Origin of the sequence: Fundicoccus sp. Sow4_D5 (genome assembly GCF_052116365.1) — a bacterium.
Lineage (GTDB): Bacteria > Bacillota > Bacilli > Lactobacillales > Aerococcaceae > Fundicoccus.
Genome location: NZ_JBQKLF010000001.1, coordinates 557912 through 570252, shown reverse-complemented (window position 1 = coordinate 570252; position 12341 = coordinate 557912). Strand labels below are relative to the sequence as shown.

Here is a 12341-nt window from a genome sequence, read left to right as displayed (position 1 = left end):
GTATCTTTTTTATCAAATGGTCATAATCTAGAAAATACAGCAAACTCATTTTTTAGAGTCTGCTGTATTTTCTAGATTATTATATAGTTAAAACAACATTTAGTCTAATGGTCCTTTATTAAAGGTCATCGTGTAGTCATGTGTCATGATTTGATTTGGTAATAATTCAAACACACCATATTTTTCAGTTAAATCACCAGTAGCAGACACGTCATCTGACAAACCAGCCCAGGGTTCTAAACTAATAAAACTTGCTTTAGCAGGATAAGGCGACCAAATCCCCATGAAATTCATGCGATTGGGCTTTAAGCGAATTTGCACCTCATTGTTAGGGTCATTCAGTACAGCCTCTGTGTGTTCACTTATTTGGTAAACTAAGGCATCTTTCTTGAATGATCGATGTAATAAAGGAATATTATCGACTAGTGTATATTTAGCTTTCTTTCGCTCAGTTAAGCCACCTTCATAAAAGGGGATATGTAAATATTGGCCACTTGGTTCAAAATGAAAACTAATATCATCAAATTCAGGCCTACCAGTTTTAGTGTTGGTATGGCTAACATTGAATCCAGGATGCCCACCGACGTTATAATACATTTTATCAACAGCAGATGTGTTCAGTATTTCGTAAGTGACTGTGATTCGGTTCGTAAATAGAATATATGTAATTTGGAAACTGAATTCAAATGGATAATGTGCCAAAGTTTCTTCATCACTTTTAATATAAAAACTCGCAGAATTTGCTGTAACATTCTGTGCAACGAAATTTTTATCGCGAGCAAAGCCATGACGTCCTAAAGTATAGTCTTTTTCTTGATATTGATACGTATCATCTTTAAATACACCAATATTCGGGAATAAAACAGGTGCTTGACGATTCCAAAAATTCGAATCACCTTGCCACAGAAATTCATAACCAGTTTTATTATCGATGACAGAAGTTAATTCCGCACCTAATTCATTAATAGTAATAGTTAATGCATCGTTTGATAAAGTAATCATCGCAATCACACTCCTATATTATAGAATATAGTGGCTCAAGTCTCTGTTTTCAACAATTTTTTCTAATTTCTGCTCAACATATTGTTCCGTAATATCAATATGCCCCATTTGCATCTCGGCAGATTCAAAGAGTAATTCTTCTAATAAAGTTTCTAGAATTGTATGAAGACGACGTGCACCAATATTATCTGTATTCTCATTTAAGTGTACCGCATATTCAGCCATCTTGGCAATCGCTTCTTCAGTAAAGTCGACTTCGACGCCTTCAGTCGCTAATAAAGCTTGGTATTGTTTAACTAAGGCATTCTTAGGTTCAATCAGAATGCGAACAAAATCGTCTCTTGTTAAGTCATTAAGGTTTACACGAATTGGGAAACGCCCCTGTAATTCAGGAATTAAATCAGATGGTTTAGACATATGGAAGGCACCACTACCAATAAACAAGATGTGATCCGTTGCAATGACACCATACTTCGTTTGAATTTGACTCCCTTCAACAATCGGTAAAATATCTCGCTGAACGCCTTGACGACTCACTTCTCCAGCATTTTGATTTTTAGTAGCGATTTTATCCATCTCATCAATGAAAATAATCCCGCTTTCTTCTGCTAACTTAAGAGCTTTTTGATTAATATCTTCTTGGTTAACTAAACGATCTGCTTCTTCTTCTGTCAGCAATTCTACTGCTTCTTTTACAGTTAGTGTCCGCTCGATTTTCTTTTTCGGACGCATAGCTGTTAGACTTTCTTGCATTTCCATCATTTGTTCCATCGCAGGATTCATGTTGTTTAATTGCAATTTTTTCTCTTCAATTTTAACCGTTACTTCATGATTGTCGAGTAAACCTTCTCGGATTTGTTGGCGAATTTGACGGCGTGAAGAAGCCACTTCATCTGTAACAATTTCTTCTTCTTCCTCTTCTACGTCGGCCGCTTGAGGTGTAAATTGCTTAAACATATCCATAATGTTCCCCATTCCAGCTGGTTGGCTAGTAGGCTCTTCTTTTTTAACTTTTTGTCCTGGACGTAAAGCTTTCGCAATGCGATCAACTGCCTTTGCTTGGGCTTCATCGTGAACGTCAAGATGTTGTTGTTTTTTAACTAATCGGATACTATCTTCAACTAAATCACGTACCATCGATTCAACATCTCGACCGACGTAACCGACTTCTGTATATTTTGTTGCTTCTACTTTAACAAAAGGCGATTGTGAAATATCAGCAAGACGTCTAGCAATTTCCGTTTTACCAACACCTGTTGGTCCAATCATTAGTAAGTTCTTTGGTTTAACTTCTTGTTTCATATCGCCATCTAAACGTAAGCGTCTTAAGCGGTTTCTTAATGCAATGGCAATTGCTCGTTTGGCATCATCTTGTCCAATAATATATTTATCTAATTCAGCGACTACCTTACGTGGTGTTAATTCTTTCATCATAACAACTCCTTGAATGATTAATAATTTATTGTTTATTAGTTAAACATTAATATGTTTGTCCCTTATCAAACGTTAACTTTTAGTTATTTCTTCGACAATAATTTGGTCATTTGTAAAGACGTCAATTTCACTAGCTATTTTTAACGATTGTTCCGCAATGTCACGTGCAGATAAAGTCTCAGCATTTCTAAGCATTGCTCTACCAGCTGCCAGAGCATAATTGCCACCTGATCCAATTGTTAATATCCCATCGTCAGGCTCAATCACTTCACCCGTTCCGCTTACTAATAAAATTGTCTCATGGTTCATAACAATCAGTAATGCTTCCAGCTTTTGTAAAGAACGGTCTGTTCTCCACTGTTTAGCTACTTCCACAGCTGCACGAGTCAATTGACCTTGATGAGTCTGTAGTTTTTCTTCAAACATTTCTGATAATGTAATCGCATCTGCCACTCCGCCAGCGAAACCAACAACGACTTGATTATTATAAATACGTCTTAATTTACGTGCGCTGCCTTTCATAATGACAGATTCGCCCATCGTGATTTGTCCGTCACCAGCCATTGCTAGTTGATTATCTTTTTTTACTGCACATATTGTTGTCATAAATTAATCCTCCTCAGTTTTTGTTTGTCTTTTAGCTCTAGGATGAACCTGTAAGTAAGTTTGTCTTAACTTATCTTTAGTCACATGAGTATAGATTTGTGTTGAACTCAAATCCACATGTCCTAATAATTCTTGCACACTCCGCATGTCCGCCCCATTATTTAACAAATGGGTCGCAAAAGTATGCCTTAATTTATGAGGGTGTATCTTTAAGTTTAATCCGTGCTGGTCGACAATTCGATTAAGAATTGTTCTCACTTGCGCAGCGGTTAAAGGTTTTCCCTTATCAGACAGAAAAAGGAAGTCCCGATAAGGTGAATTTGGTATGTTAGCGATTAATTGATCACGTAAATTTTTTTGGTAATCTAATACTGCTGCGATTGCTTGATCACCAACGGGTATAATGCGTTCTTTATTACCTTTTCCAATAACACGCATCATTTGTATATTGAAATCAACTTGCGATACTTTTAGCTGACAGCATTCACTAACACGCATCCCAGTTGCATAAAGCAATTCTAGTATTGCAACGTTACGTGTAGCTGATGGATGATCGTCGCGTTTGGCTGCTTCAATAATTGAATTTATTTCGCTTTCATAGAAAAAATCAGGCAAACGTTGTTTCTTTGAATTGTATTGAATTAACTCCATCGGATTAATTTCCGTCCACTGTTGTTGCACTGCATACTTAAAAAAAGAGCGTAAAGTGGATAGCTTTCGAGCGATTGTCGTTCGAGACAATTCTTTCTCTGTTAAAAAAGCTAAATATAACCGAACATCTTGGTAAGCAATCTCATTAAAAGACACGCCACCAGAACTTAGTAAAAAACCTTCAAATTCGTTTAAATCTCGCTGATAAGCTTGGATGGTTAAATCAGAATAACGTCTTTCGTTCAATAAATAACGGATAAAAGCTGACACTTTAGCGTCCACAAAATCCCTCCCAATAATCGCTATTATAGCATAACAGAATAAGACCTCAGTTTCATTGAACTAAGGTCTTATTTTACCGCTTTAATGTGAATTATAGATTAACTTTCAAGAGCTTCTTCGTAATCACAGTTACTACATTTGACTTGCTTTCCTTTACGTGACACTTTTTCAATTAAGTAGTGTTCACACTTAGGACAATCACGTGCAACTGGTTTATCCCAAGAAACAAACTCACATTCTGGGTATCGATTACATCCGTAGAACAGACGATTTTTCTTAGACTTACGTTCAATAACATCGCCTTGTTTACATGTTGGACATGTCACACCAATTTTATGAACAATTGCTTCTGTATGACGACACTCTGGGAAATTACTACATGCATAGAATTTTCCATACCGACCAATTTTAATAACCATCGCGTTGCCACATTCTGGACAGTCAAAGCCAGCAGGTTCATCTTTAATTTCAATTTTTTCCATATCTTTTTCGGCTTTTTCTAAATCTTCACCAAAAGTACTATAGAATTGTTCAAGAACAGCCACCCATTCACGTTTACCTTCTTCAATTTCGTCAAGATTCATTTCCATTCCAGCAGTAAAATCTGTATTTACAATCTGAGGGAAAAATTCATTCATCACTTCATTGACGATTTCACCTAAATCAGTCGGTTCAAATCGCTTAGCTACTAGCTTCACATAATAGCGACGTCGTAGGGTTTCAATTGTTGGTGAATAAGTTGATGGGCGTCCAATCCCTTTTTCTTCTAATACTTTCACTAGACTTGCTTCATTATATCGAGCAGGTGGCTGTGTAAAGTGTTGAGTCGGTTCAATTTCAGTAGCATTTACTGCGTCTCCAACTGCAAGAGCTGGTAGATAATTATCTTTCGAGCTGTTGTTTGGATAAACTTTTAAGAAACCATCAAATTTAATTCGAGAACCATTGGCTCGAAACATGACATCATTTTGATTAATGTCAGCACGAATCGTATCGAATATCGCATCTGACATTTGGCTAGCCATAAAACGAGCCCAAATCAAGGCATATAAACGGAATTGATCACGTGAAAGTGAATCTTTTATACTTTCAGGTGTCATACTCGCATTAGATGGACGAATAGCCTCATGTGCATCTTGAGCACCAGCAGTATTAACAATCTTACGCCCCGCTCCTAAATACTCTTTCCCATATTCTGTCTCTATAAAATCAGCGGCTGCATTTTTTGCACTAGGTGCAATTCGTGTTGAGTCAGTACGCATATAAGTGATTAAACCAATTGTATTACGACCAATGGCAATTCCTTCGTATAATTGTTGAGCGACCATCATGGTTTTACTGGTTCGGAAATTCAGACGATTCGAAGCTTCTTGTTGCAATGTACTCGTGGTAAACGGCGAAAGTGGCTTTCTGCGTCTTTCTTTTTCTTCAATATCAACAACTTCAAACGTTTTTTCTTGATCTAAACGAGCCATCACTGCTTTGACATCAACTTCGTTTTTTAATTCTGTTTTCTTCCCATCAATCCCATAAAAAGCAGCTTCAAAAGAAGAACGACCTTTTTTAAATTTTGTAGGAATTGACCAATACTCTTCCGGTTTAAAGTTGCGAATTTCATTTTCGCGATCAATAATCATTTTTAAAGACGTTGATTGAACGCGACCAGCACTTAGCCCTTTTTTTATTTTTTTCCATAACAATGGTGAAATTGAGTAACCCACAATACGGTCTAAAATACGTCTAGCTTGTTGAGCATCAACTAAATCTTTATCAATTTTTCGCGGTGTTTTAAATGCTTCTTTGACTGATTCTTTAGTAATTTCATTAAATACAACACGATTTTCAGCATCTGGGTCTAAGTTTAATAAGAACCCTAAATGCCAAGCAATCGCTTCCCCTTCACGGTCCGGGTCAGCTGCGAGAAAAACTTTTTCTGCTTTTTTCGCTAATTTTCTTAATTCTTTAATTGTATCGCCTCGACCTCTAATACTGATGTAATGAGGTTCGAAACTGTTTTCAATATCAACACCCATTTTACTTTTGGGTAAATCTCGTAAGTGTCCCTTACTAGCGACTACTTTATAATTTCTACCTAAATATTTATCAATGGTTTTAGCTTTTGTAGGTGATTCGACGATAACTAAATATTTATATGCCATATAATCATTCTACGTCCTTTCATGTGGTCTTCGTTATATATTATCTATCAGATTTCGTTAGTTAAAATCGTTACAATCTTATGCTAAAGTTTTGCATCTGTCAAACATAAGATATTTTTACCTACTATATAAAGCGTCAATTTACACCAATTTGATAAAAAGATTGGCTAGTTCTTCTACACATTCCTCTATAGAAACGATGGGAATTGCTCCATGATGAATTAAAGAATTACAGCCGTATGCTTGGGGGTCATTAATGCGTCCAGGTAATACGAATACTTCTCGATTGCATTGCAAAGCGTAGTTTGCGGTGATTAAACTCCCACTTTTTTTAGCAGCTTCGATCACAATCGTCGCCAAACTTAAACCAGCGATCAATCGATTCCGCATAACAAAGTGATGAGGGCGCGCCTTCACATTTGGTAAGTATTCACTCAGTAGTAAGTGATTCATAGACATTTCGGCTTGCAAACTCATATTCTCGTAAGGATAAACATATTGAAAGCCGTTAGCAAGAATACCAATACTAGAGCCCTTCTTTAATTGACATGCCGTTAGGTGAACGGCAGTATCGACGCCTTTAGCCATACCTGAAACGCTAATCCAATTATTTGTGACAAATTCACTGACTAATTGTGTCACGATTTCTCTTCCATACGCGCTCATAGCCCTTGTACCAATAACAGATATTGTAGGTTTAGTTAAACAAGCAAGCTCTCCTTCATAAAATACTAGTATAGGTGGTTGAGGCAGTTGTAGCCAATTATGAGGATAGATTGAATCACCAATCATAAATGATTGCTTAGATAATGTTTTGGTCATCATTAAAGAATTGTCATAGTTAGTCAATAATCGATTAAGGTTTGGTAGTTTTATCCGTCTACCCTCCACTTGTGAGATGAGTTCTTCAAGTAGCAGCCGGAGCGTTTGTTCATCAATTTCAACCTGTGTAAGATGTTTCGTAACCCCTAATTTGAAATATTCAAAGACAAAATGATAAGAGCAACTTTGTGATTGTAAAAATATAATACTTTCTTTCCAAGTCATCTTGGGATTCATAAATGTATTCATATAAAAACCTCCTTTTATATAAATACACATTTTAAGCCAGAAAATGCTTTTTATTTTGAAAAAATACAAAAAAAAACAATTGGCATTTAACCAACTGTTTAAGAAATTTTATTTATATTCTTTTAATGTATTCGTAACTGGTGAAAAAGATTGACGATGAATGGGCGTAAAACCATAAGTTTTTAAGGCTTCTAAGTGTTGTTTTGTTCCATACCCCATATGCTTATCGAAACCAAATTCAGGATACATCTGCGCATAAGCCATCATCATTTCATCACGATAAACCTTAGCGATAATACTCGCGGCTGCAATCGATAAGGATTTTTGGTCTCCCTTGATGATGCTTTTCTGAGCAACCTCACTATTTATTTTCATTGCATCTAACAGTAAAAAATCGGGTGTCACATTTAATTGGCGAACAGATTCTAACATCGCATGCCTTGTCGCTTCATATATATTCAAGCGGTCAATCGCTTGGCTATCAACGACAGCAATCGTATATTCTACTGCAACTTCACGAATTAATTGATCAAATTCTTTACGTTTAGCAAAGGATAATTGTTTCGAATCGTTTACCCCTATCAAACGAGAACAATCTTCTGGCAAGATAACGGCAGCCGCCACGACTGGCCCCGCTAATGGTCCACGACCTACTTCATCAATTCCTGCTATATATTGAATCGTTGGATTTTTTTTTAGCATTCTTTCAATAGACAATCGTTCTTCATGATCTTTTAATAACAACTTGCCTTTTTCGATGAGTTTCTTTTTGTTTTCGACAAGTTTATGTACACTTTTACGTGGGTCATCTTTTAATTTATCCAATAATTGAAGGTTATCTTCACTCATAACGTCAAGTTTGGACTTGATTTGTGCAACTGTTAACTTTGTTTCAATATCCATTAAACCAAACTTTCTATTGGAATATCTAAACTAATATTCCCTAATTTATTCTGACGATATTGATGAATCAAACGTTGACTGGCTTCATCATAATCTTCTTTTAAACCTATTGATTTAGTGATCGCCAGAAGCAACTCTACGTTCGTTGAATCTTGTAATAATTCATCATTTATATGAAATTGTTTCTTTAAAACCTCAGGATAACGCTCTCTTAGAATAGCAATTAAATTCAACGCTAAGTCGTCCATATGAAGAAGCGAGTCTTTAATCGCGCCACTAATCGCCAATCTTTGCCCTACTGCTGGGTCTTCAAACTTAGGCCATAATATTCCTGGTGTGTCTAACAGTTCAAATTCACGCCCCATTTTTAACCATCTCTGCGCTTTAGTTACCCCAGGTTTATTACCCGTTTGGGCTTGGTTTTTACCAACAAAACGGTTAATTAACGTCGACTTACCTACGTTAGGAATCCCTAAGATCATCAAACGAATCGGACGAGGTTTAACACCTTTTGTTTTCTGTTTTTCGAAATAAGGCGCCATAATTTTTTTACATTCTTGTTCTAGAGCTTTCAAGCCTTTTTGATGTTGAGCATCAATTGCTAAGGCCGAAAGATTCTGAGAACGGTAATGTTCTAACCAAGCATTAGTTACTTTATGATCAGCGATATCCGCTTTGTTTAACACAATAACACTTGGTTTTTGACCAATAATTTCTTGAATCATTGGATTTCGACTAGATTCAGGAAGTCTTGCATCAACAAGCTCAATAACAACATCGACTAAATTTAGTTTTTCTGTCGCTTCTCGTCGCGCTTTAGCCATATGGCCAGGAAACCACTGTATGTTCTTCATGTTTTCATCTCCTTTTAGTATGGAATGGATATAATCTATAGTTGTACTTTATTTAAGCACGCCATGAAATCAATTCTTCGTTATTATAACAGATTTTTCAATTTGTAAAAATGATTAGTGCGATTTTAGCGCTTAAAATGATCCTTGATAAATAAAACACGCTTATTTTTACTTCACAGCCTCAAATTATCCTCTTGTTTAAACAGTTATAATGGAGGCTTAACCTCATAATAACTGTTTAGTCAGGAAAATCTTCAGCGTGATTAAAAAAATAAGCGTATTGCTTCATAATATTATCTGTTTGTATGCATCTAATCTGTTACTAATTGACCGACATCATTTAATGTATAGGATGGTAAAAGTCCAAATTCATTAAAGGGAAAATAGACAAAATTTGCTTCTCCAATCACAGAGTCAATTGGAACAAAACCGAACTGACGACTATCTCCAGAATAAGGTCGATTATCACCTAATACGAAGTAATAACCTTCCGGAACACTTGTCACTCCTAAATTGTCCCAAAGATTAAAATTTTGGGTGAAATTCTCTTGACTAGCCTCTTTTAAAGGTTCTAGGTAAGGTTCATCTACGATTTGATTATTTAAAATCAATTGATCCTCTTCATAATATAACGTATCCCCCGGTAGACCAATAATACGTTTTACATAAGAATCCTGTGAACCTCTGGGATCAGGGAATACGACAATGTCAAAACGCTCCAATTCAGTCATCTTGAACATCAACATCTGTTGACCATTTTCTAGAGTGTTATTCATGGATGTACCTTCTACTTGAAATGGTTGAACCACAAAAGCACGCATCACTAGAAAAATAATCACAGCAAATAAGACTGCAAAAACGACATTGACCGTTTCAATAATGACTGTTTTGAGAAAATTAATCATTCGTGGCCTCTAGTAATAGTTCAATAGCCGCATCATATTGTGGATCATTTTCTTTTAAGTGTTCACGGATTAATCGGTTTAAAGTATGAGCAGTATCCCCCGTGACTTTTCCATCTGCTTCAAGTTCATTGTCAGTTTGAAAGGCTTTAACTGCCTCTTCAACTGTTTCATCAAAATAACTTTCTGAGGAAACTTCATAACCTAAAGCATTTAACATTAATGATAAACTTTCAACAAACTCATTACTAACTCCCACTTCAAGTGTTTCGTTAGAATTCATCAATAGTGATGAAGCAACTGGGGAATCTTCTACAAGAATATCCGGTTCAATACCAACATCATGAATCCAATTTCCAGAAGGGGTTAACCATTTGGCAGAAGTTAATTTTAACTCACCTATCTCACTTTGATTTAAAATTGTTTGAACAGTTCCTTTACCAAAACTTGTTTGACCAATTAATTTCGAATCAGTATTCTCTTGAACAGCAGCTGCTAGTATTTCACTAGCACTTGCGCTTCCTTCGTCGATTAACACTGTATACGGCTCGGTTATTTTGAAAGAACCATAGGCGCGCTCATTAGCTACAAACTCTGCATTTTCATCAGAGTTTTTTTCGCTAATTTGCATAATCATATCGCCATCTTCTAAGAACATATTCCCGATATCTAAGGCAGAATCTAACAAGCCACCCGGGTTCATTCTCAAGTCAACGATCAGACTTGTTGCACCTTGACTACGTAAGTCATGCACCACATCCACTAATTCATTATACGTATTGTCAGCAAATTGTGATATTTTAACATGACCAATACTCGCTTGGCTGGCATCGATTTCTCCTGTTACAGTAATATTAGGAATCGTATCGCGAGTAAGAACGACGTCAAATGTTGAGTTATTTCTTTGAATCAGTAACTTTACATCGGAACCCTTAGGCCCACGGATTAATTTAACGACTTCGTTTGTATTCATATCGCTTAATTCGACGTCATCTGCTTCCAGAATGATATCATTTGGTAAGAGTCCAGCTTCTCCTGCTGGAGTGCCATCAATCGGCGAAATGACAGTTACACGACCGTTTTCCATCATGAACTGAACGCCAATTCCTTCGAAGGAATCCTGAAAATCTTCTTCAAATGAAGTGGATTCTTCTGCGTTTAAATACTCAGAATATGGATCACCAATGGCATCCACCATTCCTTTTAAAGCCCCGGTTAATAAATCTATTTTATCGACTTCTTCAACGTAGTTCACTTGAATTGAATTATAAACATCTTCAAGAGCTTTAAGATCTTCATCAGTTATGCGGTTTTCTTCAGTAATTAAACTTTCTTGATCAAATAACCAATCGAACTGGGCGTGATAAGCTGGCCGAGTCACGACTGAGCCGGTCATTAGAACTATAAAAGTGATTATGGAAATAATCACATTTTTCTTCTGATTGTTTCGAGCGTTTATCTTATGCATCTACTCATCTCCTGACTGATTTGACTCTAGCGATTAATTTTATTGTTCTAATGCTACCGCTGTTTCTAGTGCAACAATCATCATATCAGTAAAGCTTGTTTGTCTTTCTTCAGCGGTTGTTTCTTCGCCTGTGAGAATATGATCACTAATTGTACACATAGCAAGCGCTTGGCGGTTATGTTTCGCTGCAACTGAATAGAGACCTGCTGCTTCCATTTCAACAGCTAAGATACCATAACGAGCTAATTTCGCTTTATCCATCTCTTCATTGTAGAAACGGTCACTTGAAAGAATGTTACCTACGTGAATCGCTGCTTTATCATGGTCTTTGGCAATGTGGTAAGCAGTATCTAGCACATTAAAGCTAGCAATTGCAGAAAAAGATACTTCACCTGCAAAAATATTTCTTAACACGCTTGAATCAGTGGTCGCTCCTAAACCAAAAACAATATCACGTACTTTTACCTCTTCTTTTAAAGCGCCTGCTGTTCCGACACGTATAATGGTTTCAACATTATAGAATTGATATAATTCTTCAGCATAAATCATTGCCGAAGGTATTCCCATACCTGACCCCTGAACTGAGATTGGAACGCCTTTATAGGTACCTGTGAATCCAAACATGTTGCGAACTGTATTATATTGTGTCACATCTTCTAAGAATGTTTCTGCGATATATTTGGCACGTAATGGATCTCCAGGAAATAAAACCGTTTTAGCAATTGCACCTTGTTCTGCGTTAATATGTGTACTCATTTATAATCTACTTCCTTCCAGAATATATTTTATCTATTACTCATATGTATAATTATGCCATGCTTCGTCAAAAATAACCAAGAGTTTCGTATATTCGATACTTTGCTCCAAATAAGTTGATACCTCATCAAAGCTTTTACTCTGTTTTGGAAAAGCGATATCCTTGTGGATAGCATTAGCCAAACGACTCATTGGATCTTTAGCATCATGATCGACATAGCGTCGGATATACTCATAAAATGTTGGTTTCACT

12 protein-coding genes are annotated in these 12341 nt (G+C 36.4%); all 12 read right to left on the bottom strand.

Annotation, left to right across the window (positions count from 1 at the left end; genetic code table 11):
• Positions 1-99: 99 nt before the first annotated feature.
• Positions 100-1002 (bottom strand): aldose 1-epimerase family protein, encoded by a 903-nt coding sequence (locus tag ACTQ45_RS02745; RefSeq protein ID WP_441750439.1) that lies wholly within the window; start codon positions 1000-1002, stop codon positions 100-102.
• An 18-nt stretch (positions 1003-1020) separates the two neighbouring features.
• Entirely contained in the window at positions 1021-2433 is a 1413-nt protein-coding gene (gene hslU / locus ACTQ45_RS02740; RefSeq protein WP_441750438.1) for an ATP-dependent protease ATPase subunit HslU, read from the bottom strand.
• Between the two features lie 75 nt (positions 2434-2508).
• A complete protein-coding gene (gene hslV, locus ACTQ45_RS02735; protein WP_441750437.1) occupies positions 2509-3042 on the bottom strand; it encodes an ATP-dependent protease subunit HslV in 534 nt (177 codons plus the stop codon).
• 3 nt (positions 3043-3045) lie between these two features.
• On the bottom strand, positions 3046-3975 hold the full coding sequence (gene xerC, locus ACTQ45_RS02730; protein WP_441762887.1) for a tyrosine recombinase XerC: 930 nt from the start codon (positions 3973-3975) through the stop codon (positions 3046-3048).
• A 98-nt stretch (positions 3976-4073) separates the two neighbouring features.
• A complete protein-coding gene (topA, locus tag ACTQ45_RS02725) occupies positions 4074-6134 on the bottom strand; it encodes a type I DNA topoisomerase (protein WP_441762886.1) in 2061 nt (686 codons plus the stop codon).
• Positions 6135-6275: 141 nt separating this feature from the next.
• On the bottom strand, positions 6276-7205 hold the full coding sequence (dprA, locus tag ACTQ45_RS02720) for a DNA-processing protein DprA (RefSeq protein ID WP_441762885.1): 930 nt from the start codon (positions 7203-7205) through the stop codon (positions 6276-6278).
• A gap of 108 nt (positions 7206-7313) precedes the next feature.
• Positions 7314-8108, bottom strand: a complete 795-nt coding sequence (locus ACTQ45_RS02715) for a ribonuclease HII (protein ID WP_441762884.1) — start codon at positions 8106-8108, stop codon at positions 7314-7316.
• Positions 8108-8962, bottom strand: coding sequence for a ribosome biogenesis GTPase YlqF (gene ylqF, locus ACTQ45_RS02710; protein WP_441750432.1), 855 nt, complete (start codon positions 8960-8962; stop codon positions 8108-8110). The genes ACTQ45_RS02715 and ylqF overlap by 1 nt, the downstream gene beginning before the upstream one ends.
• Before the next feature lie 311 nt (positions 8963-9273).
• On the bottom strand, positions 9274-9867 hold the full coding sequence (gene lepB / locus ACTQ45_RS02705; RefSeq protein ID WP_441750431.1) for a signal peptidase I: 594 nt from the start codon (positions 9865-9867) through the stop codon (positions 9274-9276).
• Positions 9860-11332, bottom strand: coding sequence for a S41 family peptidase (locus tag ACTQ45_RS02700; RefSeq protein WP_441762883.1), 1473 nt, complete (start codon positions 11330-11332; stop codon positions 9860-9862). Before ACTQ45_RS02700 ends, lepB begins: the two co-directional genes overlap by 8 nt.
• Before the next feature lie 39 nt (positions 11333-11371).
• A complete protein-coding gene (deoD, locus tag ACTQ45_RS02695; RefSeq protein WP_441750429.1) occupies positions 11372-12088 on the bottom strand; it encodes a purine-nucleoside phosphorylase in 717 nt (238 codons plus the stop codon).
• Positions 12089-12124: 36 nt separating this feature from the next.
• A complete protein-coding gene (locus tag ACTQ45_RS02690; protein ID WP_441750428.1) occupies positions 12125-12340 on the bottom strand; it encodes a YozE family protein in 216 nt (71 codons plus the stop codon).
• Position 12341 lies beyond the last annotated feature (1 nt).